Origin of the sequence: Rhizobium sp. BK602, from assembly GCF_014195095.1 — a bacterium.
GTDB lineage: Bacteria > Pseudomonadota > Alphaproteobacteria > Rhizobiales > Rhizobiaceae > Rhizobium.
Genome location: NZ_JACIBC010000002.1, coordinates 598,575 through 622,754 on the forward strand (window position 1 = coordinate 598,575; position 24,180 = coordinate 622,754).

The window sequence follows — 24,180 nt, forward strand, 5'->3', positions numbered from 1 at the left end:
CGCATCTCTCGTCGGTCTCTGCAGCCCGCCCTCGGCCGGCTGCCGCTATGTGCCGCAAAAGGTTTGCAGCACTCGCTCCGCCGGCCGTGGCGGCTCGGCATAGGGCGCAAAAGCCGGCTGGTCCTCGTAAGGTTTCGCAAGCACGGTCAGCAGCGCCTCGAACAAGGAGAAATCATCGTCCTCCATGGCGGCCTGGATCGCCTGTTCGATGCGATGGTTGCGTGGGATGAAGGCCGGGTTGATGCGGCGCATGGCGCTGGGGCGCTCGGCGGCGGACCGAGACTCCCGGCTCAGGCGCTCGCGCCAGCGTGCCAGCCATGGCATGATGGATTGCGGGTCCGTGAAGCTGGCGGCGAAAGCGGTCTCCGCCTCGTCGCTCGCGGCGAGTGCGGTGAGCCGCCGGAAGGTCAGGCTAAAGTCCGCTTGCCCTTGCTGCATCACGGCCAGCAGCGACTGGATGAGGTCGAGATCGCCGTCATCCTCGTCGCCGAGCCCGATTTTGGCGCGCATGCCGGCCAGCCAATGGCCCTGGAAGCGCTCGCCATAGCCCTTGATCACCGTATTGGCCAGGTCGACGGCCGTGTCGAGCGTGGGGTCGATCAGCGGCAGCAGCGTTTCGCCGAGCCGGGCAAGATTCCACTGGCCGATCCCCGGCTGGTTGGCATAGGCATAGCGGCCCTGCCGGTCGATCGAGGAAAAGACCGTGGCCGGATCGTAAGCGTCCATAAAGGCACAGGGGCCGAAATCGATGGTCTCGCCGGAAACGGTCATATTGTCGGTGTTCATTACGCCATGGATGAAACCGACATGCAGCCAGCGGGCGATCAGCGATGCCTGCCGTTCGGCAACGGCTTCCAGCAGGGCGAGATAGCGGTTCTTGCGGTCCTTGATATCAGGATAGTGCCGGTCGATCACATGGTCGGCGAGGATGCGCAGATTGTCAGTATCGCCGCGCGCGGCAAAGAACTGGAAGGTGCCGACCCGGATATGGCTGGCCGCGACCCGGGTGAAGACCGCGCCGGGCAGCACGTCCTCGCGATAGACGGGCTCGCCCGTCGTCACGGCTGCAAGGGCTCGCGTCGTTGGAATGCCGAGCGCATGCATGGCTTCGCTGACGATATATTCGCGCAGCACCGGTCCGAGAGCGGCCCGTCCATCGCCGCGCCGCGAAAATGGCGTCGGCCCGGCCCCCTTGAGCTGGATATCGCGGCGCCGGCCATGGCGGTCGACCACTTCGCCGAGCAGGATCGCCCGGCCATCGCCGAGCTGCGGCACGAAGCTGCCGAACTGGTGGCCGGCATAGGCCATGGCAAGCGGCTGAGCGCCGGGCAGGGGCTTGTTGCCCGAAAAGATCGCCGCTCCGTCCCGCTCCAGAGCCTCCGCATCCAGCCCGAGATCACGCGCCAGCGCCGCATTGAACTTGATCAGCCGCGGTTCCCGAACCGGCGTCGGCGCCTGTTCCGCGAAGAATTGCTGCGGCAGGCGCGCATAGCTGTTGTCGAACGGTGTGGAGGGTGCCTCGCGCACCGGATTGTCGTGAAGAGAAGAGCTCATGCTTCTAAGGTAGGGCCGGGCGGGATGGGGTGCAAGGCGCTTGTGTCCGGTAGGAAATCATCCTACTTTATACTACCAAAACAGGAGGTCGGCATGAACGAGAAACTCAGCATCTCGCTTCCCAGCGAAATGGTCGCCGCCATCAAGAGCCGCGTCGACGCCGGAGCCTATACCTCCACGAGCGAAGTCCTGCGCGCGGCCGTCCGGGTCTGGCTGCGGGAAGAAGAGGAATATCAGGAACGGATCGCGGCGATCCGGCAAAAGGTTCAGGCATCGCTGGACGATCCGAGGCCGAATTTGAGTGGACACGAAGTCAAGCAACGTCTCGAGGCCTTCTTTGATAAGCGTCGCTGATCGATGAAGCGATTTGTCGTCGAATACCGTCCGGAAGCAATGAACAATCTGCTTGATATCGCGGCATATGTTTTCGAAAAGAGCCAGAATATCAAGACGAGCGAAACGTATCTCGACCGCATTTACGCTCGTTGCGAAAAGATCGGCGATGCCCCTTTTGGCGGCGTTGCCAGGGATGATCTGAGCTTGGGCCTTCGCATGGCTGTCTTTGAAAAAACTATTGTTATCCTTTATACGATCGAGCGCGATACCGTCTGGATCACAAACATCTTTTCCGGCAGCCGCGACTACGAAACGCTTCTGGGTCGCCCCTAACCCTCTTCCATCTCCCGCGCCATCTCCGCCAGTTTCCTGACCGTATTGAGGTTCCGAGTGGTCGCAAGCTTCAGCGCCGGCAGCTTCAGTTTCGAACGGCCGCTGCCGTCGGGATAGTGGATGTAAATCTCTCTTCCGGCGACATGCACTTCTTCGCCGCCGGGTGCCACGAGCTTGTCGAGGACATCGGCCGGCGCCGGCTCCGGCAGGAAGGCGACGAGCAGATAGTTCGGCTTGGCGTTCGGGAAGGGCGCTGCGTCGGCAATCTCTTGCAAGTCCTGGCGGCTGCGCAGGATCACGCCCGGCGATTGGCCCATCCTGCGCGCGAGCGCCTCTTCCAGGCGCGTGCGCACGGTCCTCTCGTTTTCTTCGGATCGGAACAGCACATTGCCGCTCTGGATATAGGTCTTCACGTCGGTGAAGCCGATCTCCTCGCAGAGCGCTTTCAACTCCGCCATCGGCAAGGTGCCGGTGCCGCCGACATTGACGGCACGCAGCAAAGCGATATGGACCGGCATCCGTTCCTCCCGCAATCCCCGATTACATCTTGCCGGCAACCTTGATGGCGAAGCCGTATTCGAAAGCGATCTCTTCCAGCCGCTGGAAGCGACCGGAGGCGCCCCCATGGCCGGCATCCATGTTGGTCTTCAACAGGATCGGCGCATCGCCGGTCGTCCTGTCGCGCAGCTTGGCAACCCACTTTGCCGGCTCCCAATAGGTAACGCGCGGATCGGTCAGGCCGCCGAGCGCCAGGATCGGCGGATAGGGCTTGTCGCCGACGTTGTCGTAGGGGCTATAGGCGGCGATCTGCTCGTACTCTTCCTGGCTGTCGATCGGATTGCCCCATTCCGGCCATTCCGGCGGCGTCAGCGGCAGGGTGTCGTCCAGCATGGTGTTGAGCACGTCGACGAAGGGCACGGCGGCGATGATGCCGGCGAATTTCTCCGGCGCCATATTGGCGACCGCGCCCATCAGCATGCCACCGGCCGAGCCGCCCTCGGCGATGATGTTCGCGTAGGAGGTGAACTTCTCCTGATTCAGATAGTCGGCGGCTGCGATGAAGTCCTTGAACGTATTGGTCTTCTTCTCCATCTTGCCGTCTTCGTACCAGGCAAAGCCCTTGTCCTTGCCGCCGCGGATATGGGCGATGGCATAGACGAAGCCACGATCGGCAAGCGACAGGCAATTGGTGTTGAAGCCGGCGGGGATGGTGACGCCATAGGCGCCATAGCCGTAGAGCAGGCAGGGTGCGGAGCCATCGAGCGGCGTGTCCTTGCGATACAGCAAGGTGACCGGCACGCGCTCGCCGTCCCAGGCGGGGGCGAAGACGCGGCGGGTGACGTAGTCGTCCGGGTTGTGGCCAGAGGGAACTTCCTGCGTTTTCAACAGAGTGCGCTCGCGCGTTACCATGTTGTAGTCGTAGAGCTGGCTCGGCGTCGTCATCGAGGAATAGGAGAAGCGGATGACGTCGGTGTCGTATTCCGCCGCGCCCTGCAGGCCCAGCGAATAGGCTTCCTCGTCGAAGGCGATGGCATGTTCTTCGCCGCTGCGGCGATCGCGGATGACGATGCGCGGCAGGCCGTCCTTGCGCTCCAGCCAGATGAGATGGCGCGCATAGGCCATGTGGCTGAGGATCAGCGTGCCCGGCTTATGAGCCACGACTTCGCGCCAGTTTTCCTTGCCCGGCCTGTCGACCGGCGTCTCCATGATCTTGAAATCCTTGGCGTCGCCGTCATTGGTGAGGATGTAGAAGACGTCGCCGCCCTCGGCCATCTCATATTCGATCCCGGTGTCGCGCTCGGCCACGAGCTGTGGTTCGGCCATCAGGTCCGAGGTCGGGATGAGGCGGTACTCGCTGGTCTCGTGATCGTGGATGTCGATGAAGATATAGTCGTCGAGCAACGAGCCGCCGACACCCATGAAGAAGCCCGAATCCTCCTCCTCGTAGACCAGCCGGTCTGCCGATTGCGGCGTGCCGATAATGTGATGGAAGATCTTCGACGGGCGATGGTTCTCGTCCTGCAGCGTGTAGAAGAAGCTCTTGCCGTCCGGTGCCCAGACGCCGTCGCCGCCGGTGTTCTCGATCACGTCGGCCAGATCCTTGCCGGTCTCGAGATTGCGCACCTTCAGTGTGAAATACTCCGAGCCCTTGTCGTCATAGCCCCAGATGCCGTGGCTGTGGTCGGTGGAGTGATCGATGCCGGAGAGGCGGAAATAGGATTTGCCCTCGTTTTCCTTGTCGCCGTCGAGAAGCAGCTTGCGCTCGCCGCCGTCACGCGGCTCGCGGAAATAATGCGGCTGCTCGCCGCCGGTCACATAGAGCGTGCCGTAGGCATAGGGACCGTCCTTGACTGGAACGGAGCTGTCGTCTTCCTTGATGCGGCCCTTCATTTCGGCGAAGAGCACCTTCTGCAGCTCTTTCGTGTCCGCCATGGCGGCGTTCATATAGGTGTTTTCGGCCTCCAGATGTGCGCGGATTTCCGGATCGAGGATCGAGGTGTCCTTGAACATCGCTTGCCAGTTGTCGGCGCGCAGCCAGGCGTAGTCATCGCTGCGGGTGATGCCATGGCGAGTATCCGTGACCGGCTTTTTCGCTGCTGCGGGCGGGGCGGGGAGGTTCTTGAATGAAGACACTGGAAGGCTTTCTCTGGGATGAAAGTCGGGTATGCGGTGAAAGAGAAATAGAGGTCGCATGGTCGACGTTCAAGCGGCAATTGCCGGCTCAAGCCTCGTGCAAGCGGATGATCCTAGGCTTCAACCGAGCTGATGACGGAGGAGGCTCCGTGATGGTTGCCATGATGTGACCACATTGTTTAACGAAGTCCGCATGGCGTTGCATTGATAATAAGTGCTTCTTAGTATCGCTTCCTTCTCCCCCATGGAAGGGATGCAGCTCAGCTCGCAAAACAAACGAGGGACCGGTCTTCATGCTGAAATTCGTCGCCATTCTCCTGCCCCTGGCGTCCATCGCGACTTCGGCCTTCGCCGTTGACGCGACCATGAAGAAGGAGCTGGAAAAGCTTGATCCTTCCGAGCGGATGGAGCAGGCCTGCGATGCGGAGGCGATGAAGCGGATCGGCACGGAAAAGACTGGCTTCAAGCCGGATAAGGTAATCGCCTATACCTTCGGCGATCCCAACATGGCGCCGGATTCGATGAATGCGCCCGGTGCCGTCTTCCGCAGCAAGGGTGACTGGTATCACCTTGCCTACAAATGCACGACCGGCCCGGAACATGTGCATGTGCGCGATCTGAGCTATCAGATCGGCGACAAGGTGCCGCGCGATAGCTGGCAGAAATATTATCTCTACGATTGACGGCGTCAGGGCGCCTTCTGGCGCTCCATGCGGTCGAGATCGGACAGGATGCGGTCCTGCACGTCACGGCTCTGATGGCAGACGGCATCCGTCAGGTCGCGCAGCGTCGCTCTCAGCCCGTGGAGCTGATCGACCAGATCCATGACCACATCGACGCCTGGCTCGTTGATCCCCATGGCGTTGATCAGGTCGAGGATCAGCTGGCCGCGCGCCAGGTCCACGTCGCGGAAAGAGCGACCCTCGCTCGTGGTTTGCGGGATGAGCCAGCCCTGTTCAATCCAGACGTCCAGGACCGTGTTGTCGATCTCGAGGTGCAGACGGAATTCGCTCTCGTTCATGGCTCATTCTCCCATGGTCTTTCTGGGATCTTGCGTCTTGCCGGCCTGCCAGTCGGAGACGAAGGCCGTCAGCTCCGGATCAGCGGCCTCTGGCAGCACGATCTTCAGCGAGACATAGGCGTCGCCGTTCTCCTTGCCGCGCACGGGCACGCCCTTGCCCTTGAGACGTAGCACCTTGCCAGTATTGGAGTTCGGCTGCAGCGTCACCGTGACGGCGCCGGATGGCGTGGGGACGCGGACCTTGCCGCCAAGCACCGCCTCCGTCAGCGAAATCGGCAGTTCCAGCCTGATGTCGTCGCCGTCGCGGGTGAAGAAGCGGTGCGGGCGCACATGCACCTCGATCAGCGCGTCGCCCGCCGCGCCGCCGCCGAAACCGGGCTCGCCCTTGCCGCGCAGGCGCAGCGTCTGTCCGTCCTTGGTTCCGGGCGGTATCTGCACATCGAGCGCCGGTCCGTCCGGCAAGCTGATCTGTTTCTTCGTGCCATTGATGGCGTCGAGGAAATCGACCTCCATGGAATAGTGACGATCCTGTCCCTTCATTCCGGATCGGCCCCCGCCGCGGCGCGAGAAAAAGCTGGAAAACACATCGTCGGCATCGCCGAAATCGGCAAAGCCGCCGGTGTTGCGATAGGGGCCGCGCTGACCCTCGTTTGCCGCATAGTCGCGATAGTAGCTGCGCGGCGGCTTCTCCGCGCCGCTGCCGTCGATCTCGCCGCGGTCGAAGCGGGCGCGCTTCTCCTCGTCGCCGAGAACGCCGTAGGCTGCCGAGACTTCCTTGAATTTGTCCTCGGCCTGCTTGTCGCCGGGATTGAGATCCGGATGCAGCTTCTTGGCAAGCTTGCGATAGGCGGTCTGAATGTCCTTTTGCGGAGCGTCCCTTTTTACGCCCAGAATATCATAGGGATCACGGCTCATGGATCTTTCCCTTTGGGAGCACAGGAAGATTGGCAGATAGTGTTAAGACGGCCTCGTATCAATCGTATTATAGATGATCGCGTGCCGGAACCATGACCTGCCGTCTCGTCACACGCATATTCATGGGGATGGTCGGTTCGCCATATTTCCGTCGTCTTGCCGGATCATGCGAGCGCAACGGATAAGGCAATATGGCAATCGTCCGCTTTTTCCGCCAAACTTCATCGCATTCGATCCGACCGGTGGCCGCCTGATGAACCGTTTCCTGCTGACATCCGCATTCCTGCTGGTCGCCGTTCCGGCCGCCTTCGCCGTCGAACAGGCGCCTCCCGGCTGGCCGCAGCTTCCGCCGAAGGCGCCGGTCTCCGCCGTCAAGCTGGTCGAGCCGCATCTGCATGTCAATCGGGCCGGCAAGGGGGCGCCGCGTATTGCGCTCACCTTCGATGCCTGCATGGGTAAGACCGATCCGCGTATCCTCTCCACTTTGATCGAACAGCGCATTCCGGCGACGATCTTCGTCACCGCCCGCTGGCTGCGCACCAATCCGGACGCGCTTGCCGCCTTCCTTGCACATCCCGATCTCTTCGAGCTGGAAAATCACGGCCAGAACCACATTCCGGCGGTCGATATCCCGACCAAGGTCTATGGCATTGCCGCCGCCGGTTCGCCGCAGGCCGTGGCCCAGGAAGTCAAGGGCGGTGCCGATGCCATGCTTGCGGCCGGCATCCCGCAGCCGCGCTGGTTCCGGGGCGCGACCGCGAAATACAGCCTCTCGGCCATCGCTGAGATCCGCGGCATGGGCTATCGCATCGCCGGCTATTCGGTGAACGGCGACAGCGGTTCGCTGCTGCCGGCGAAATTGGTGGAAAAGCAATATGCCTCCGCCAGGGATGGCGATGTGATCATCTCGCATATCAATCAGCCGACGCACGCCGCCGGCGAGGGAGTTGCCGCGAGCATCCTGGCGCTGAAGGCCAAGGGGGTGCAGTTCGTCCGCCTGCAGGACATTCCCGAGCAGGGCGACGACGACACCACCAACTGAAGGCGGGATCGCCGCCAGCGGTCATTGAGTTCGCCGGTGGCATTCACTCCGGCAGTTGCGGCTGCACCTTTTCCTCGAAGAACAATTCGTTGACCACGGTCATGACGACCAGCGACAAGGGCAGCGCGAGCATGGCGCCGACGGCGCCCCACATCCAGGTCCAGAAGATGATGGCCAGGAAGACGACAAAGGGATTGAGCTCCCACTGCCGGCCCATGACCGCCGGAAAGACCAGGTTCTCCACGACGAGATGGGCGGTGAAGAAGGTTACGGCGGGCGCCAGGCCGAAGATGATGTCGTCATGGGTGATGATGCCGGCGATCGCCAGCGCGATCGTCATCGACGCGATGCCGAGGAAGGGCACGAAGCTGGAGAGGAAGGCGAAGAGGCCCCAGAGGATCGGCGCGCTGATGCCGCCGACATAGGCGATGACCGTCATCACCACGCCAAGACCGGCATAGATCAGCGCAGCGGTCGCGAAATAGAAGCCGAGCACCTGTTCCACCGCATTGATGATGCGGATTGCCGCCAGCCGCGATGTCCGGCGCGAGAAGGTCAGGATGATGGTCTTGCGCAGATTGACGCGGCCGGCGAGGAACAGCAGCAGCGCCGCGAAGAAGATCAGGCCCTGCACGATGGCGGGCGTGAGGCTGTTGGTGAGGAGATGCAGCACGTTGCCGGTGTTTTCGAGCAGCACGCTGATCGACATCGGCCCGCTTTCGAACGTTTGCGCCGTGATGTGCAGCCATTTGATCCGCTCGAGATAGGGCATCAGCCGCTCGACCGTGTGCTGGAAGGCATCGGGTCCTTTCTGCGCCAGGTTTGCCAGGGGGCCGGCGAGCGCGTTCATGACGAGAAAGACGATCAGCGCGACCGCCGACGACAACAGAACGGCGTTGAGGATGCGGGGCACGCCGAGCTTGCTCAGCCTTTCCGCGGTGAGGCCAAGGATCATGCCGACCACCACGGCGAGCGTCACCGGAATGAGAATGATCGACATCATGTAGACGGCGGCGAGCGTGAGGACGAGGCAGATGCCGATGAGAGCCCAGGCGGAGGCGATATCCAGCCCGTCCTTCTCCGGAGGCTTTGCAGGTTGGAGATTGTCCAGTCGTTCGGTATCCGCCCGCAGGGCGTCAACCCAGTCGCTGGAACGTCCTTTGCCCGCCGTCGCTGGTTCGCGTAGCTGCTTGCCTGTGCCGCTGGTGGTATCCATCCCGAACAATCCCCGAAGCCCCATTGCCTCGGTATCCAAACGCGAAAAGCCCGTTCCGGTTCCGGAACGGGCCTTCGATAATCGATCTATGGTTGCGATCAGGCGATCAGATTGAGGCCGATCCCCCATGGATCGCGCAGGGAAACACCGCCGTCGCGCTTTTCCGTCTTGATCTCGTGCGCGTCGAGTTCGGCGACCGCCTTATCGAGCGCCTGCCTGTCGTTGAAGCGCAGCGTGTAGTCGGAGAGGCCGGTCATCTGCTCGGAGCGGACACCGGCGCCGCGGCTGTTCCAGGTATTGGCGCCGAGGTGATGGTGATAGCCGCCGGTTGCGAGGAAGGTCGCGCCGGGATAGCGCGCCGCCATCACCTTCATGCCGAGCACGTCGCGATAGAAAGCGTTCGCCTCCGCGACGTCGCCGACCTGCAGATGGATATGGCCGATCGCCGAACCATCCGCCATGCCGTCCCAGCGATCCTGCGGGGCGCTCTCGTAAAGCGCCTGCAGATCGAGCCTGAGCGTTGCCATCTCGACCGTGCCGTCGCCATGGAAGGTCCATTGATCATGCGGCCGGTCGGCATAGATCTCGATGCCGTTGCCTTCCGGATCGGAAAGATAGATCGCCTCGCTGACGATATGGTCGGATGCGCCTTCGAGGACGACATTGTTGTGCGCGGCATGCCGCAGCCAGCGGGCCAGCTCGACGCGGCTCGGCAGCAGGAAGGCGGTATGGAACAGGCCGGCGGCCGTCTGTGGCGCGCGCTGGGCGGCGCGGTCCGTCGTCAGCGTCAGCAGCGGCTGGCCGGCAACGCCCAGCACCTCGCCGCTGGCCGTCTTTTCGATGACCTTCAGGCCGAGCATGTCCTGATAGAAGCCCGACACCTGCGCCAGGTCGGTGACGACGAGGTGCGACTGGCCGACATAGGCGGGGCGCGTCAGCGCGTAGGAAGGGGCGATTTCAGTCATTGCGTATCCAGCCTTCGATCATGGGAAAAGGGGCAACCCGCCCACTGTACTTGATCGCCTATATGGCGGATTCCGATTGTTCACAGAAGGTCAGAAATTGCGGATTGAGCGTTCGTAATTCGTTGACGATAATCACTCGATCCGCTCCCCGGTCATGAAGATTTATCGACCCAACCGCTTCTGGCGATTGCTTCCATGGTGATGAGATGCAACGATCAAGGCGACAGGGTTGGAAGCGAGTATATGACCGAGTTCAAGGGTATCCGTTGGGCCTATGATCGATATGAGGTGATCGCCGACAGCATCGTCAACGGTGTCGGCGTGGTGTTCGCCTTGATCGGTGCGACGGCGTTGATCTTCTATGCGACGGTCTGGAGTTCCCATGGCGAGATCGCCGCCGCCTGGATCTACGGCGTCGGCCTCGTGCTGACGCTTGCCATGTCCTTCACCTATAATCTCTGGCCGGTCTCGCCGACCAAGTGGTTCCTGCGGCGCTTCGACCATTCCGCCATCTTCGTGCTGATCGCCGCCACCTATACGCCGTTTCTCGAACGCGGCGCCGCCGATCCCCTGCTGTTTGCCACGCTGATCGCGATGTGGGTGTTCGCCGCCTGCGGCATTGCGCTGAAATGCTTCTTTCCCGGCCGTTACGACCGGCTGGCGATCCTGCTCTACCTCGCCATGGGCTGGAGCGGCGTGTTGGTGGCCAAGCCGGTCTCCATGCATATCCCCTCCGCCTCGATGCTGCTGATCGTGATCGGCGGGATCATCTATTCGCTGGGCGTGATCTTCCATGTCTGGGAGAAGCTGCGTTTCCAGAACGCCATCTGGCACGGCTTCGTCATCTCCGCCGCCGCCGTGCACTATTCCGCGGTTTTCACCTGCTTCAGCCTGTCACCGGAAAGCTTTTGACGATCTGGGTCGTCGGCGCGCATTTCGTCGTCGGGCGCAGGCTGCGCACCAGCCGCATGACCACGGCGTCGTAGCGCTGCATGGCGGCCTTCGGATAATCCATCTGGAAGAAGGCGGCGGCACCGTTGCAAAGGGCCACGCCGCGCACATAGACGATGTGCCCCTGCCGTGTGCCCGAGAAGCTGATGCCGCGCGAGGTCGATTTCGAATAGGAGATCTGCCAGCCTTCGTCCCTGGCCCGAGCCACGCGGATATTCGCTTCCGTCGCGAAGTCGCCATTCAGAATGTTGGCGCCGAACACGAGCAGCCTTGCGGATTGATCCGCCGGCGTCAGCGTCAGCCCGTCGCTATTGTCGGAGCGGGCGGAAAGGTGGAATTCCGACGGCAGTTCGATCGCATAGCCGAAGCGCGCATTGTCATAGGACCACCAGTCGGCGGCTTGCGCCGGCACGGCGGAAAGAAGCAACAGGATGGTCAGGCGCGCGAGCATTGCGGTTTCCGGGAGGCGGGATCTGCAAACCAGCTAGGAATAGCGCATTTTTCAGCAGAAATTCCATAGCGATTCTCAGAATCGCTCGAAAAATAGCGCCAATTCGTTACAGCTTCATTGCGAGCCATGCAGGAATGGCGGATTTACTTCGTCGATATCGCGGAGTAATGCCGCAGTCTGTCTCAAGAACAACCGGATGAGGCGATTATGGACCGAGCCGTGCTGCTTCGCGATGCGACCGAGGCCGATCTGCCCGCGATTTGCGAAATCTACAATCATGCCGTCGCGCACACGACCGCCATCTGGAACGATACGCTCGTCGACATCGACAATCGCATCGAGTGGCTGAAGGCGCGCAGGGCGCGGGGGTTTCCGGTCGTCGTCGCTGAGAAGGACGGCAAGGTTGCCGGCTATGCCTCCTATGGCGACTGGCGTGCCTTCGACGGCTATCGCCACACGGTCGAAAACTCCATCTATGTCGACAAGGATCATCGCGGTCTCGGCATCGGCGAGGGCCTTCTGCGCGAGTTGATTAGCCGCGCCGACAATGGCGATGTCCATGTCATGATCGCGGCGATCGAGACCGGCAACACCGTCTCCATCCGCCTGCACGAGAAGCTGGGCTTTCGCATCGCCGGGCAGTTTTCCGAAGTCGGCACCAAGTTCGGTCGCTGGCTGGACCTGACCTGCATGGAATTGCGCATCGGGGCCTGACGGGCGGGTTATCCTTCCGCCTCGAACACCATGGCATGGCCGTTGATGCAATAGCGCAGCCCGGTCGGCGGCGGGCCGTCGGGGAAGACGTGGCCGAGATGCGCCTCGCAGGCGCCGCAGCGGATCTCGGTGCGCACCATGCCGTAGGAATCGTCGCGATATTCCGTCACCGCCTCGGGCGAGACCGGCTCGAAATAACTCGGCCAGCCACAGCCGGCGTCGAACTTGGTGTCGGAGCGGAAGAGCGGCGCATCGCAGCAGACACAGCGATAGAGGCCGGTTTCAAACGAATTCCAATAGGGGCCGGTAAAGGCCCGCTCGGTGCCATGCTGCCGGGTCACGCGATATTGCTCCGGCGTCAATTGCTCCCGCCATTCGGCATCGGTCTTTTCGATTTTCGGCTTGGTCATCGTAACGGACATGCGCGCCATCCTTTCCCGCCGTCCCGGCACACGAGACGGATTCCTACCAATATCCCTCCAATATAATGTGGCGTTTCCGAATGGTTGTTCAATCGCCGGATCGTGCCGTTGAAGTACAATTCCAGTGGGTTACTTCCAGCTTTCCTCACGCAGGGCTTGAGGCGGTTCAACCTTTGTCCTATCCCAGAAAGGACTTCCGGCCATGCCGGATCGTGCGATCGTTCAGCAGGGAGAAGACATGGCCAGTGTCACCGGCCTGACATTCCTGGCTTTGTGTCTGCCCTTTCTCGGTGCGATCATTGCCCCCGTTGCCGTTCGTCGTCTCGGTCACAACGCGGCCTGGCCGCTGGCCCTGCTTCCCGCGCTCGCCTTCCTGCATTTTTCCGGTTTCCTTCCGACGATTTCCGCCGGTTCCAGCATCCAGGGCGGCCTCGATTGGGTGCCGAGCCTGGCCTTGCGTTTTTCCTGGCTGCTCGATGGCCTGTCGCTGACCTTCGCGCTGCTGATCACCGGGATCGGCACGCTGATCGTGCTTTATGCCGGCGGTTATCTGAACGGGCATGCGGATCAGGGACGCTTCCTGTCCTTCATCTTCCTGTTCATGGGCTCGATGCTCGGCCTTGTCGTATCGGACAGCTTCCTGACCCTGTTCGTCTTCTGGGAACTCACCTCGATCACTTCCTTCCTGCTGATCGGCTTCGATCATCAGCGCGAGGCATCGCGCCGAGCCGCGCTGCAGGCGCTGGTCGTCACCGGCGGGGGAGGGCTGCTGCTGCTTGCGGGCCTGCTTCTGATCTGGCAGGCCACTGGCGTCGCCGATCTGTCCGGCTTGCTGAAGGCCGGCGGCGTCCTGCGCGAAAGCCCGCTCTATCTTGCGGCGCTGATCCTGGTCCTCGGCGGCGCCTTCACCAAGTCGGCGCAATTTCCTTTCCATTTCTGGCTGCCCAATGCCATGGAAGCGCCGACGCCGGTGTCGGCCTATCTGCATTCCGCGACCATGGTGAAGGCCGGCGTCTATCTGCTGATGCGCCTCAATCCGGTCATGGGCGGCACGACGGCATGGCAGACGATCCTGCCTGTCTTCGGCGCCGCGACGCTTCTGGTCGGCACGCTGCTCGCCATCCGCCAGACCGACCTGAAGCTGAAGCTCGCCTATACCACCGTCTCCTCGCTCGGCCTGCTGGTGCTGCTGACCGGCTTCGGCACGGATTATGCGGTGGAAGCCGCCGTGCTCTATCTGGTGGCGCATTCGCTGTTCAAGGGCGCCCTGTTCATGGTCGCCGGCATCGTCGACCACGAGACCGGGACGCGCGACATCACCCGGCTCGGCGGCCTGCGGAATGCCATGCCGCTGACCTTCGCCGCGGCCCTCGTGGCGGCGATTTCCATGGGCGGCCTGCCGCCCGCCTTCGGCTTCCTTGCCAAGGAGGAAATCTATGCCGCGCTGGCCGGTGCGTCTCCCTGGCCGGTCGTGCTGACGGTCATCGCGGTTGCCGGCAATGCGCTGATGTTCGCCATCGCTTTCGCCGTGGCCCTAAAGCCGTTCCTCGGCACGCGCGTCGAGACACCCAGGCATCCGCACGAGGCGCCGCCCTTGCTCTGGCTCGGCCCGGTCGTGCTGGCCATCCTCGGCCTCGCTGCCGCCATCGCCTCCGGCCCCTGGCATAGTTATGTCTCCTCGCCGATGGCGAGTGCCGTCAGCGGCAAGGCGATGGAGATATCGGTCTCGCTCGCTCCCCATATCGGCCTGCCGCTGGCGCTCTCGATATTGACCGTGCTGGCTGGCATTTTCGTCTACTGGAAGCTCGACCGCGCCCGCTTCCTGATGTCGGCGGTGCTGCGCCATCTCGGACCGGGGCCGGATCGCGGCTTCGATGCCTTCATGTCCGGGCTGGTGCGCCTGTCGCATGCCGTCTCGCGCGTCCTGCAGCCGGGTCGGCTGGAGATTTATATCGCCGTGACCTTCCTTTGCCTTGCGGCCATGCTGCTGGTGCCGCCGGTGCTCCATGGCGAATTGCCCGTCGCGCCCTCCTGGCCCGACCTGCAATGGCATGAGGCGGCGATCTTCCTGATCGCCATCATCGGCCTCGGCGCCGTCGTCCTCGCCCGCGACCGGCTGACGGCGATCGTATCGCTCGGCATCCAGGGCTTTGCCGTGGCGGTCATCTTCCTGCTGTTCGGTGCGCCGGACCTGTCCTTCACCCAGTTCATGGTGGAGACGCTTTCCGTCGTCATCCTGGCGCTGGTCATGACGCGGCTGCGGCTTTCGGCTTCGGATCGCCGTCCGCCGCTGCGGATGCTTTGGCATGCGGCGCTCGCCGTCGCTTGCGGCCTCGGTTTCGGGCTGCTGTTGCTGAAGGCGACGCAGGCACCCTTCGACCTGACGCTGACGGCCTTCTTCAATCAATATTCCAAGCTGATCGCCCATGGCGCCAATGTCGTCAACGTCATCATCGTCGATTTCCGCGGCACGGATACGCTCGGCGAGATCGCCGTCGTCACCATCACCGGCCTTGCCATCCTGGCGCTGATCCGCATCCGCGCCGGCGGCGAGCGCAAGCTTGCGGCCAACGATCCTGATCTGGAAGAAAAGATGGAGGCGGAGCGCCGATGAACACGCTGATCTTCCGCACGGCCGCGCCCTTCCTGACGGCGCTGATGCTGCTCTTTTCCGTTTTCGTACTGCTGCGCGGCCATAACGAGCCCGGCGGCGGCTTCATCGGCGGTCTGATCGCCGCCTCGGGCTTTGCGATCTATGGTATTGCCTGTGGCGTCACGGCGGTGCGCCGCGCCATCGTCTTCCATCCGCTGGCGATCGCCGGCTTCGGCCTGCTGGCGGCGACGGTCGCCGGGCTGCTGTCGGTCTTCTTCGGCGTGCCCTTCATGACCGGGCTGTGGATCTATCCGCATCTGTTCGGCGTCGAGGTGCCGCTCTCCAGCGTCATGCTGTTCGACACCGGCGTCTATCTGGTCGTCGTCGGCGCCATCACCTCGATCGCGCTGGCGCTCGAGGAGCGGGAGGTGGAGTGATGGAGGCTGTCTTCGCCGTCCTCGTCGGCCTGTTCTTCGCGGTCGCGATCTACCTGATGCTGTCGGGTTTTTCGATCCGTATCATGCTCGGCATCGCCATTCTCGGCAACGCCGTCAACCTGCTGCTCTTCACCGCCGGCCGGGTGACGCGCGAGGTGCCGCCGATCATTGCGGCCGGGGCCGACACGCTCGGCATGGAGGCCGCCAATCCGTTGCCGCAGGCCCTGATCCTGACGGCGATCGTCATTTCCTTCTCTTTCCTCGCCTTCCTGCTGGTGCTCACCTACCGCGCCTATCAGGACCTGCGCACCGACGATACCGGCGAGATGCGGGTGGCGGAACCGGACGAGCGGCCGCTGCCGCCTTTGGGGTACTGACGGCATGGCGGCACCTGCAAACACCGCTATCGATCTTTCCGCCGCGCTGGTGACCGCGCCGGTGGCGGCGGCGCATTGGCTGGTCATCCTGCCGGTGGTGCTCTGCATCGGCCTCGGCGCGCTGCTGCTGATGCTGCGCGATCGCACCGCCTTGCATGGCTGGATCGCCATCCCCGGCCTGGTCGTCCTGGTGCTGGCGGACCTTGCCCTGCTGTGTAAGGTCGCTGCCGAGGGACCGCTGACCATGGTCATGGGCCGCTGGCTCCCGCCCTTCGGCATTGCCTTCAGCGTCGATCTCTTCGGCGCGGTGATGGCGCTCGCCGCGGCCATCGTGGCGCTGGCGGGGAGCCTCTACGCGCTCGGCGAAATCACCACCAGCGGCCGCCGTTACGGCTTCTTCCCTTTCCTGATGCTGCTGCTTGCCGGCGTCAGCGGCGCGTTCCTCACCGGGGATGTCTTCAATCTCTATGTCTGGTTCGAAGTGCTGCTGATCTCGTCCTTCGGCCTGCTGATCCTCGGCTCGGAACGGGAGCAGATCGACGGCGCCCTGAAATATGCGGTGCTGAACCTCATCGCCACGACGCTGTTCCTCGTCTCCGTCGGCTATCTCTACGCCGTCTTCGGCACGCTCAACATGGCCGACATCGCCATGAAGGCGAAGACACCAGACAGCGAGGCGCCGCTGATGACGCTGGCCGGCCTGTTCCTGCTGGCTTTCGGGATGAAGGCTGCCGCCTTTCCGGTCAATTTCTGGCTGCCGGCCTCCTATCATACGCCGCGTATCACCGTCTCCGCGCTGTTCGCCGGCCTGCTGACCAAGGTCGGCATCTATGCGCTGATCCGGGTGCTGGTCATGCTGCTGCCGGCCGAAAGTGCCGGGCTTGCGCCGCTCATCGCGACGGTCGCCATCGCAACCATGCTTGCCGGTGTCCTCGGCGCGCTCGGCGAAAGCGATCTGCGCCGCCTGCTCGGCTATGTCGTCATTTCAGGCATCGGCACGATGCTTGCGGGCGTCGCGCTCGGCAGCGCCGGCGGTCTTGGCGGCGCGATCTTCTATGCGCTGCATTCGATGGTGCTGATGACGGCGCTCTATCTGTTGTCGGGACAGGCGGCGCGTCTTGGCGGCGGCTTCTCGCTCCATGGGCTCGGCGGGCTTTATCGGCAAAGCAGCTGGTTCGCCGGCCTGTCGCTGGTGCTGTTTTTCGCCGCCAGCGGCTTGCCGCCCTTTTCCGGCTTCTGGCCAAAGGTCGTGCTGGTCAAGGCCGCGCTCGACAGCGGTGCCTGGTGGCTCGCCGCCGCGATCCTCCTGACCGGCTTTCTCACCACCATCGCATTCGGCCGCGTCTTCCTGCTGGCCTATTGGCGTCCGAGAACCCAGCAGGACGCGGTCGTCGCGTCGGAACCCATCGCCTGGCAGGCCAACTTGCCGATCGCCGTCCTGGCCGCCCTGGTGATCGGTTTTGGCCTTTTCCCCGAGCCGCTCCTGCATTTGACGCAGCGGGCCGCGCTTGGCCTTGAGGATCCTTCAGCCTATCTGCATTCGGTCTTTCCGGGAGGGGCGGGGACACAATGATCCTGTTCGTGTTCAACCTTCTGCTTGCCATCGTCTGGGCCGCCATCACCGGCAGTGCCTCCTTCGTCAACCTCGTCTTCGGCTTCGTTCTCGCGGCACTGGCGCTGGCGATCGTGCGGCAATCCTATGGCGGCGTGCTCTATCTCGGCCGTATCAGGCGGATTGTCGCACTGCTGTTTCTGTTCCTGCGCGAACTCGCCAATTCCGCTTGGACCGTTGCCGTCACCGTGATGAGCCCGAGACTGGATGTGAAGCCCGGCATCTTCGCCTTTCCGCTGACCGTCGACCGCGACTTCGAGATCGCGCTGCTCGCCAACCTCATCACGCTTACCCCCGGCACGCTTTCGGTCGACGTCTCCGACGACCGCAAGACGCTCTATGTGCACGCGCTCGACTGTTCCGATCCGGAAGCGACGAAACGCAGCATCGCCGATGGCTTTGAACGCCGGATCATGGAGGCGTTCCGATGACCGGTGCCGCCATCGTCTCGGCCGCCGCCATGGTGGCGCTCGGCATTCTTGCCTTGGCCTTCCTGCTCACCGTCTATCGCGTCGTCGCCGGGCCGAGCCTGCCGGACCGGGTGCTGGCGCTCGACATGCTGGTCGCCGTCGCCATCGGCTTCATCGCCGTCATCGCCATCAAGACCGGCTTCACCCTCTATATCGATATCGCCATCTCACTGGGCCTTGTCGGCTTTCTCGCCACCGTTGCCTTCGCCCGTTTCATCCTGAGCCAGGGCGCGGCGCGTGAAGCCGAACGGCAAGGCGTGTCTGCGGCGGGCGAGGCGGTGAAGCCAAAGGCCAAAAAGGCCCGCAAGGATGCGCGGACAAAAAAGGGAGGGCGATAATGGAACTGCTCGCAGCCGTCGTCGTCGCCACCCTGCTTTTGGCCGGCGCCCTGTTCGCACTGGTTGCCGCGATCGGTATCGTTCGCCTGCCGGATCTCTACAGCCGCATGCATGCCGCCTCGAAAGCCGGCACGGTCGGTTCCGGCCTGTTGCTGCTTGCGGTCGGCGTCCATTCACAGGATTTTTCTATTTTCGCGCGGGCGCTCGCTGGTTTCGTCTTCTTCGTCTTGACTGCGCCAATTTCAGCCCATCTTCTTGCACGTGCCGCGCATAAAGCCGGCTATCGGTTGACGCCGCCATCTGTTCGCGATGATCTGACGAGAGCACAACGGAATGGCAGTCGTACAAAATGAAGCGCTAACAAACGCAAGGATTGCTGTGGTGGGAATACAATTCTAGTTCTTAGTTACCTATTTTTAATAGATGAGCATTTTGCGAAGAATTGATAGAATTAAAAACTGGACTTTTGGGTAAAGAGTGATAATTCACATTGAAGTAGAGTTCTGATGTTGAATTAGTCTCGGCCGGAATTAAGTGCCTAATGTTCTGATCTTTCCTTCAAGCAGCAGTGGGCAAAACTTATTTTCGGTTAAGGTTTGGCGGACCTATCTCCGTCATCACTGATTCTATCATTGGACGGTATAAAAGCGGGTTCCGTAGTGCGAAATCTAGGGGTGGATTTCGAATTGCGGGGCAAATGGCATGAAATACCCCGTTTTTTGCTGATGGCTGCTACGAATATGGACAATGCGCCCGTGCGGATTGTCCAGTGCACAGGCCTCGAAAATCACATCGGTTTTCGCCGGGACTATGCACGGATCATGAGGAATGCCGTGTCTTTACGTGCTCCGCTGGAGACGTTGGCGCGGTAAGCAAGCCGATGAACAGGAGAACAAAATGACAGATACGGCCCTTGGCAATGGCCAGGATTTGCTGGTTGAACTGACTGCCGACATCGTGGCGGCCTATGTCAGCAATCATGTAGTGCCGGTCACCGACCTTCCGAACCTGATTTCCGACGTGCATTCTGCTTTGAGCAACACCTCGGCTCCGGCACCTGCCGTCACCGTGGTAGAAAAGCAGAAGCCGGCCGTATCCGTTCGCAAGTCGGTACAGGACGACCAGATCACCTGCCTGGAATGCGGCGGCAGCTTCAAGTCGTTGAAGCGCCACCTGATGACCCATCATGGCCTTTCGCCAGAAGAATATCGTGAGAAGTGGGACTTGGCGGCCGATTACCCGATGGTCGCGCCCGCCTATGCCGAAGCCCGTTCGCGCCTTGCGAAGGAAATGGGTCTCGGCCAGCGCCGCAAGCGTGGCCGCTGAGGTTCCCAACCGAAGCCGCAAAGAAAAAACCCGGCTTTCGAGCCGGGTTTTTTGTGTCTTGGAACATGTCGCGCAAAAGTGTGCAGCGGTTTTCCGTCCGCAATTGCGTTGATACAACAGCATGAGCGGTTCAGTGATTCCGTGAAGGATTGAACCGCTATGCAGCGGCGCGAATGCGCGCTTCCTCGCGGATACGCTTGATCATCGAGCGCAATCCATTGGCACGTTGCGACGAGAGATGTTCGACGAGGCCGATCTTGCCGAAGACGTCGAGCGCGTCCAGCGCGGCGATCTCGGAGGCCGGCTTGCCGGAATAGGTGGCAAGCACGATGGCCACCAGTCCGCGCACGATATGCGCGTCGGAATCGCCCTCGAAGGTCAGGACCGGATTGTCCGGATCTCCCGCAGCATGCGTCACGAGCCAGACCTGGCTGGCGCAGCCCTGGACCTTGTTTTCCAGCGTGCGCTTCTCTTCCGGAAGATCGGGCAATGCCTTGCCGAGTTCGATCACATAGCGATAGCGGTCCTCCCAGTCGTCCAGGAAGGAGAAATCCTCAATGATCTGCTCAAGCGTCGCCATTCTGCCGGTCCAATTGTCCGGAGTGTTTCAGCACCTCAAGAGCGCTGAAACACTCCAACTTTCTATTTTACGCAATTCCGGGCGGAAAATCGCTGCGCACTTTTCCAGGAATTGCTCTATTGCCTGCATATAAGTGAAATGGTCGATGATTTGAACCCGTGGCAAAAAAGATCGCCGTGAGCGGTCGGGCTCACGGCGCGGGGCAGGTTTCAGGGAAGACATGTCAGGTGCGAGGCTTCGGCAAAGGCACCGGAATGAAGGAGGGTAGCCTGACCGTGCCGGTGACGACGGCATCCGCGGTCTGGGTGCCGGCCACGCGCCTCGGGGGCATGGGCTGAGTTTCGGCGGCTGCCTGCTCATGGCTGGCGGCGGGAGCGGTCGCGGCCTGTTCGGCCGGCTTCTGGTCCTTGAAATGCTGGCCGAGCAGGTCATAGGCGACGCGGGCGCCGTCACGGGCCTGATATCCCAGCGCAGTCAGTGTTTCGCCGCCCTTCAGGCAGACGTCGGGCTTCTCGGTGCACATGGAACCGACATATTGCATCACGCCGGAGGCAGCCGACAGCGCGTCGGAAACCTGCACCTGCGGTTCGCCCGCCGGCCGGGGATCGCCCTGCGGCTTGGCGAAGATCGGCAGGAACATGAGGACCAGTGAGAACCAGAACCCCGTCCTAATGAGAAACCACATTGCCTTGCCCATCCTGTTCGTTCGGTCTTGCCACCGATTCGAATCCATTGATCCGACGTTGCCCAGACCCTATTCGGCAGAGGACAACATCGCTTTTCAAAACTTGGATGCATTTTCGGCAAATTTGATTCAAATTTTAGCTTTCGGAATTTGAAGCCTATTTGGTTCGAATTGTAGCGATTGCTGTTAAGCATGTCTCCCGCGATCTGCTTGATCTCCAGGGCTTTGCGGCCGCCGGGCGCGTCCAAAAAGTTAATGCGAAACGGAAATATAAATAAAATCCGTTGCTTACCCGCTGTTAACCACAAAACTCAAAGGTCTTATCATGTGCGTCAAAACGGGACTTTCGAGCCTTTTCGGCCGATCCCCATGCCCGTCCTTTATTCTTTCCTTAAGTCGCCAGGGCCTATTGTGAACCTCGATAAATGACCGTTTGTGCGGGTTTTGGTGTGCGCGTATTGAGTAACATGGCTGGCAGGGCAGGAGCCCTCGTGGACCGGGCAGGCGAAAGCTGGCTCTCCCGGACAAGCGGGAACGGCGAGGTCCGTGGACAGGAGTTGACGATCCTGCGCCGGCTCGCGCTTGCCTCCTCCGTGGCGCTCGTCGCCGTTCCGGCGGGTCTCTCCTTCATCACCAGCCCGGCCGTGGCGCTGCCGGCCGGCGTTGCCACCGTCTGCGCCGCTTTCCTGTTCTCCGCCGTCGGCAGCATCGCCCTTTCACGCCTGCGGCCCGTTTCGACAGCCGTCGAGGCCGTCGTCGTCGAACATCGCGATCTGATGCTGGAGGCTGCCAGCGGTCTCGTTCTCCTGTTCGATCCGCAAGGCAGCGTCACCGCCATCGGCGGCCGCGATCGTGCCGAATTCCTGAGCTGGATGCGCGATCCCACCGGCCGCGGCCTCATCGAGCAGGTCCACATCTCCGATCGCATTCTCTTCCTGCAGGCCGTCGATACGCTTCGCCAGGGACGCGATGGCCTCAGCGTCGATCTGCGTCTGGAACGCTCCGCCGTTGTCGAAGGCAGCGATCAGTTCATTCATATCCGCATGGAGATGAGCGCGCGGCGCGATGGCGAGGGACGGCTGACGGGGATCGTCAGCCAGTCGCGCGATATTTCCGACGATCAGCGGCTGCGCGACGAGGCGGCTCGCAAGACCGCCGAGGCGGAATCGGCCAATGACGCCAAATCACGCTTTCTGGCCGCCGTCAGCCACGAGCTGCGCACGCCGCTCAATGCCATTCTCGGCTTTTCGGACATTCTGAGCGGCGAATATTTCGGCAAGCTCGAAAACAATAGACAACGCGAATATGTCAGCCTGATCCGTCAGTCCGGCGCGCATCTGCTGTCGGTGGTCAACACCATGCTCGACATGAGCAAGATCGAGGCCGGCCGCTACGAGCTCATGCCAGAACCCTTCCCGATCGAAGCGTCGATCGGTGCCTGCGAAGCCATGCTGGCGCTGCAGGCGAAGGAAAAGGGGCTGACGCTGACGAGCCGCGTGCAGCGCGGCCTCGGCGATATCGTCGCCGACCAGCGCGCCATCCAGCAGATTCTCATCAACCTCGTCGGCAACGCCATCAAGTTCACCGATGCCGGCGGCGCGGTGACCGTGGATGCGGCCATGGCCGATGGCATGCTGAAGCTTTGCGTCAGCGATACCGGCATCGGCATCGAGACCGATCGGCTCGCCTCGCTCGGCCAGCCCTTCGTGCAGATCCAGAACGATTATACCCGCCGCTATGCCGGCACCGGCCTTGGCCTGTCGCTGGTCAAGGGGCTGGTGGCATTGCATGGCGGCAGCTTTGCCATTGCCAGCGCTCCCGGCGAGGGTACGATGATCACCATCCTTATCCCGCTCGACGGTTCCGGCGTTGTGACGGCTCAGCAGCCTGTGGATGCCAGCCGCACGGTCGATTTTCCGCCACGTCTGAAGCATAATCTGGAGATGAATGGAAAGCGAAAAGAGGAAGAGATGAATGGCCCCGCAAAAGCGAAAATCGCCTAAGGGAAAGGGCAGGGGCGGGCGCAAGCAGCCTGGCCTGGCTTCCCGGGGGGCGGTTGCCGTTGGCAGCCTTGGCCTGCGCGGCGCCGGCGCGCTGGGTGGCCTTGGCGTGCGCGGTGCCGGTGCGCTGGCCAACCTGTTCGGTGGCGTTGTCGGCCGGCATCCGGCCGCGGCCGGCGGCGTGGCGGTCTTTGTCGCGGTCTTCGGTTTCGTCACCGCCAACGCACTCTGGTATCAGGCGGGCACGCATCCGTCGCCGCTGCTGCGCACGCGTGATCCGGCAGCTCCCTACCAGATTCCGGGTCGAAAAGCCTTCCTGAACGCACAGCAGGCCGACGCCGGCAATGTCACGACATTCCGAATCGAACGGCAGGACACGGAAACGCCGGACGCTGCCACCGCCGATCGGCAGGCCGTCGCGGCTGCGGCTCCGGCTGCCAGCCCGGCCGCCCGCGCGGTCAGCAAGCCGACGGTGGCCGCGGTTCCTGTCGAACGGCCCGTCAACGTCTCCGCGGATGCATCGGCCATCGATCCCGTTGCCGCCGCCATCCGCAGCGCCGAGAAGGATGTCGGCAAAAGCAGGGCCGCGCCCAAGAGCGCGCCGAACGACGCGGTCAATACCGTCAACATGGTGATGCAGATCCAGAAGGGCCTGAGCAACATCGCCTATAGCAATGTCAGCGTCGACGGCGTTGCCGGCGAGCAGACCAAGGCGGCCATCCGCCGTTTCCAGAAGCATTACCGCCTGCCGGAAACCGGCGAGCCCGACATGGCCGTCCTAAAGAAGCTGCAGGATATCGGCGCGCTTTGATGAGCGCCGTCAATTGCCCTGTCGGCGGCCGGTCGTTATAGCTCAGCCATGAGATTGCGTAGCGACATCTTCGTTTCCGCCCTGACCCGCCGCCTGTTCGGCCGCGGCGATTTCGCCGCTGTCGAACACAAGGGCTCGGATGCGGCGGGAGCGATCTTCATCCGCCAGCGTTTTCGCGACGGGCTGGAAACGCTTTACGCGCCGGCGCCACAGAGCTTTTTCGATGAGGAAGAGAGCGGGGCGCGGCTGTTCGAAATCCGCCTGGAGCGCAAGGACCCCGAAGAGATCAGGCATATGCTCGACCGGGAGCTGAAATTCGATCCAGACCTTTGGATCATCGAGCTGGAGACGGACGATATCGGCGATATCGTGCCGCTGGCCGAGCAAGGTTAAAACC

Annotated in this window: 29 protein-coding genes; 18 read left to right on the plus strand and 11 right to left on the minus strand. The window is 62.2% G+C overall.

The annotated features are described in order from the left end of the window. Positions 1-45: 45 nt before the first annotated feature. The gene (locus FHX11_RS08470; RefSeq protein ID WP_184356954.1) at positions 46-1,554 is read right to left on the minus strand and encodes a protein adenylyltransferase SelO; all 1,509 of its coding nucleotides are present in this window, start codon (positions 1,552-1,554) and stop codon (positions 46-48) included. A 93-nt stretch (positions 1,555-1,647) separates the two neighbouring features. Here FHX11_RS08470 and FHX11_RS08475 point away from each other — a divergent pair, with 93 nt between their 5' ends. Together FHX11_RS08475 and FHX11_RS08480 are read left to right on the plus strand one after the other, a co-directional pair. Beyond that, positions 1,648-1,908, plus strand: a complete 261-nt coding sequence (locus FHX11_RS08475; protein WP_184356955.1) for a type II toxin-antitoxin system ParD family antitoxin — start codon at positions 1,648-1,650, stop codon at positions 1,906-1,908. 3 nt (positions 1,909-1,911) lie between these two features. After that, positions 1,912-2,223, plus strand: coding sequence for a type II toxin-antitoxin system RelE/ParE family toxin (locus FHX11_RS08480; protein ID WP_184356956.1), 312 nt, complete (start codon positions 1,912-1,914; stop codon positions 2,221-2,223). Here FHX11_RS08480 and FHX11_RS08485 read toward each other — a convergent pair. Continuing rightward, positions 2,220-2,741 (minus strand): DUF1697 domain-containing protein, encoded by a 522-nt coding sequence (locus tag FHX11_RS08485; protein WP_184356957.1) that lies wholly within the window; start codon positions 2,739-2,741, stop codon positions 2,220-2,222. The two genes, FHX11_RS08480 and FHX11_RS08485, sit on opposite strands and share 4 nt — an antisense overlap. A 22-nt stretch (positions 2,742-2,763) precedes the next feature. Next, a complete protein-coding gene (locus FHX11_RS08490; protein WP_184356958.1) occupies positions 2,764-4,857 on the minus strand; it encodes a S9 family peptidase in 2,094 nt (697 codons plus the stop codon). Here FHX11_RS08490 and FHX11_RS08495 point away from each other — a divergent pair. Further along, on the plus strand, positions 4,848-5,027 hold the full coding sequence (locus tag FHX11_RS08495) for a hypothetical protein (RefSeq protein WP_184356960.1): 180 nt from the start codon (positions 4,848-4,850) through the stop codon (positions 5,025-5,027). The two genes, FHX11_RS08490 and FHX11_RS08495, sit on opposite strands and share 10 nt — an antisense overlap. A 123-nt stretch (positions 5,028-5,150) precedes the next feature. After that, on the plus strand, positions 5,151-5,540 hold the full coding sequence (locus FHX11_RS08500; RefSeq protein ID WP_184356962.1) for a DUF930 domain-containing protein: 390 nt from the start codon (positions 5,151-5,153) through the stop codon (positions 5,538-5,540). 5 nt (positions 5,541-5,545) lie between these two features. Here the strand turns inward: FHX11_RS08500 and FHX11_RS08505 are convergent, their stop codons facing one another. Further along, the gene (locus tag FHX11_RS08505) at positions 5,546-5,878 is read right to left on the minus strand and encodes a chaperone modulator CbpM (RefSeq protein WP_184356964.1); all 333 of its coding nucleotides are present in this window, start codon (positions 5,876-5,878) and stop codon (positions 5,546-5,548) included. A gap of 3 nt (positions 5,879-5,881) precedes the next feature. Beyond that, positions 5,882-6,793, minus strand: a complete 912-nt coding sequence (locus FHX11_RS08510) for a DnaJ C-terminal domain-containing protein (RefSeq protein ID WP_184356966.1) — start codon at positions 6,791-6,793, stop codon at positions 5,882-5,884. 253 nt (positions 6,794-7,046) lie between these two features. Between FHX11_RS08510 and FHX11_RS08515 the strand changes: the two genes are divergently transcribed. Further along, complete coding sequence (locus tag FHX11_RS08515; RefSeq protein ID WP_184356968.1) at positions 7,047-7,835, plus strand: polysaccharide deacetylase family protein; 789 nt, start codon at positions 7,047-7,049, stop codon at positions 7,833-7,835. A 43-nt stretch (positions 7,836-7,878) separates the two neighbouring features. Here the strand turns inward: FHX11_RS08515 and FHX11_RS08520 are convergent, their stop codons facing one another. Both FHX11_RS08520 and FHX11_RS08525 read right to left on the minus strand, forming a co-directional pair. Continuing rightward, complete coding sequence (locus tag FHX11_RS08520; RefSeq protein ID WP_184356970.1) at positions 7,879-9,051, minus strand: AI-2E family transporter; 1,173 nt, start codon at positions 9,049-9,051, stop codon at positions 7,879-7,881. Between the two features lie 98 nt (positions 9,052-9,149). After that, positions 9,150-10,016 (minus strand): VOC family protein, encoded by an 867-nt coding sequence (locus FHX11_RS08525; protein WP_184356971.1) that lies wholly within the window; start codon positions 10,014-10,016, stop codon positions 9,150-9,152. Between the two features lie 243 nt (positions 10,017-10,259). On the opposite strand from FHX11_RS08525, the gene FHX11_RS08530 reads away from it, so the two are divergent. Next, the gene (locus tag FHX11_RS08530; RefSeq protein WP_184356972.1) at positions 10,260-10,928 is read left to right on the plus strand and encodes a hemolysin III family protein; all 669 of its coding nucleotides are present in this window, start codon (positions 10,260-10,262) and stop codon (positions 10,926-10,928) included. On the opposite strand, the gene FHX11_RS08535 is transcribed toward FHX11_RS08530, so the two are convergent. Continuing rightward, complete coding sequence (locus tag FHX11_RS08535) at positions 10,903-11,418, minus strand: hypothetical protein (protein WP_184356973.1); 516 nt, start codon at positions 11,416-11,418, stop codon at positions 10,903-10,905. The genes FHX11_RS08530 and FHX11_RS08535 overlap by 26 nt on opposite strands. 207 nt (positions 11,419-11,625) lie before the next feature. On the opposite strand from FHX11_RS08535, the gene FHX11_RS08540 reads away from it, so the two are divergent. After that, complete coding sequence (locus FHX11_RS08540) at positions 11,626-12,132, plus strand: GNAT family N-acetyltransferase (protein WP_184356974.1); 507 nt, start codon at positions 11,626-11,628, stop codon at positions 12,130-12,132. A gap of 8 nt (positions 12,133-12,140) precedes the next feature. Here the strand turns inward: FHX11_RS08540 and msrB are convergent, their stop codons facing one another. Beyond that, a complete protein-coding gene (gene msrB / locus FHX11_RS08545) occupies positions 12,141-12,554 on the minus strand; it encodes a peptide-methionine (R)-S-oxide reductase MsrB (protein ID WP_184356975.1) in 414 nt (137 codons plus the stop codon). A gap of 238 nt (positions 12,555-12,792) precedes the next feature. Here msrB and FHX11_RS08550 point away from each other — a divergent pair, with 238 nt between their 5' ends. From FHX11_RS08550 to FHX11_RS08585, 8 genes are all read left to right on the plus strand, one after another. Then, positions 12,793-15,168: a putative monovalent cation/H+ antiporter subunit A gene (locus FHX11_RS08550; RefSeq protein WP_184356976.1), complete on the plus strand. Its 2,376-nt coding sequence runs from the start codon at positions 12,793-12,795 to the stop codon at positions 15,166-15,168. Continuing rightward, on the plus strand, positions 15,165-15,584 hold the full coding sequence (locus tag FHX11_RS08555) for a Na+/H+ antiporter subunit B (RefSeq protein WP_184356978.1): 420 nt from the start codon (positions 15,165-15,167) through the stop codon (positions 15,582-15,584). Before FHX11_RS08550 ends, FHX11_RS08555 begins: the two co-directional genes overlap by 4 nt. Then, the gene (locus tag FHX11_RS08560; protein WP_184356980.1) at positions 15,584-15,961 is read left to right on the plus strand and encodes a Na+/H+ antiporter subunit C; all 378 of its coding nucleotides are present in this window, start codon (positions 15,584-15,586) and stop codon (positions 15,959-15,961) included. Before FHX11_RS08555 ends, FHX11_RS08560 begins: the two co-directional genes overlap by 1 nt. Positions 15,962-15,965: 4 nt before the next feature. Next, positions 15,966-17,534, plus strand: coding sequence for a Na+/H+ antiporter subunit D (locus tag FHX11_RS08565; RefSeq protein ID WP_184356982.1), 1,569 nt, complete (start codon positions 15,966-15,968; stop codon positions 17,532-17,534). Next, entirely contained in the window at positions 17,531-18,004 is a 474-nt protein-coding gene (locus FHX11_RS08570; protein WP_184356983.1) for a Na+/H+ antiporter subunit E, read from the plus strand. Before FHX11_RS08565 ends, FHX11_RS08570 begins: the two co-directional genes overlap by 4 nt. Then, positions 18,001-18,381, plus strand: coding sequence for a cation:proton antiporter (locus FHX11_RS08575; RefSeq protein WP_184356984.1), 381 nt, complete (start codon positions 18,001-18,003; stop codon positions 18,379-18,381). The genes FHX11_RS08570 and FHX11_RS08575 overlap by 4 nt, the downstream gene beginning before the upstream one ends. Then, positions 18,378-18,734, plus strand: a complete 357-nt coding sequence (gene mnhG / locus FHX11_RS08580; protein WP_184357528.1) for a monovalent cation/H(+) antiporter subunit G — start codon at positions 18,378-18,380, stop codon at positions 18,732-18,734. Before FHX11_RS08575 ends, mnhG begins: the two co-directional genes overlap by 4 nt. Positions 18,735-19,278: 544 nt before the next feature. Beyond that, positions 19,279-19,707, plus strand: a complete 429-nt coding sequence (locus tag FHX11_RS08585) for a MucR family transcriptional regulator (RefSeq protein WP_184356985.1) — start codon at positions 19,279-19,281, stop codon at positions 19,705-19,707. 157 nt (positions 19,708-19,864) lie between these two features. On the opposite strand, the gene FHX11_RS08590 is transcribed toward FHX11_RS08585, so the two are convergent. Together FHX11_RS08590 and FHX11_RS08595 are read right to left on the minus strand one after the other, a co-directional pair. Beyond that, positions 19,865-20,287, minus strand: coding sequence for a SufE family protein (locus tag FHX11_RS08590; protein ID WP_184356986.1), 423 nt, complete (start codon positions 20,285-20,287; stop codon positions 19,865-19,867). Between the two features lie 223 nt (positions 20,288-20,510). Then, positions 20,511-20,972, minus strand: a complete 462-nt coding sequence (locus FHX11_RS08595) for a DUF5330 domain-containing protein (protein WP_184356987.1) — start codon at positions 20,970-20,972, stop codon at positions 20,511-20,513. Between the two features lie 425 nt (positions 20,973-21,397). Between FHX11_RS08595 and FHX11_RS08600 the strand changes: the two genes are divergently transcribed. Genes FHX11_RS08600 through FHX11_RS08610 form a run of 3 tightly spaced genes read left to right on the plus strand, consistent with a single transcriptional unit; the run spans position 21,398 to position 24,176 of the window. Next, positions 21,398-22,975, plus strand: coding sequence for an ATP-binding protein (locus tag FHX11_RS08600; protein ID WP_184356988.1), 1,578 nt, complete (start codon positions 21,398-21,400; stop codon positions 22,973-22,975). Beyond that, on the plus strand, positions 22,947-23,783 hold the full coding sequence (locus FHX11_RS08605; protein WP_184356990.1) for a peptidoglycan-binding domain-containing protein: 837 nt from the start codon (positions 22,947-22,949) through the stop codon (positions 23,781-23,783). Before FHX11_RS08600 ends, FHX11_RS08605 begins: the two co-directional genes overlap by 29 nt. 48 nt (positions 23,784-23,831) lie before the next feature. After that, the gene (locus FHX11_RS08610; RefSeq protein ID WP_184356992.1) at positions 23,832-24,176 is read left to right on the plus strand and encodes a DUF1491 family protein; all 345 of its coding nucleotides are present in this window, start codon (positions 23,832-23,834) and stop codon (positions 24,174-24,176) included. Positions 24,177-24,180 lie beyond the last annotated feature (4 nt).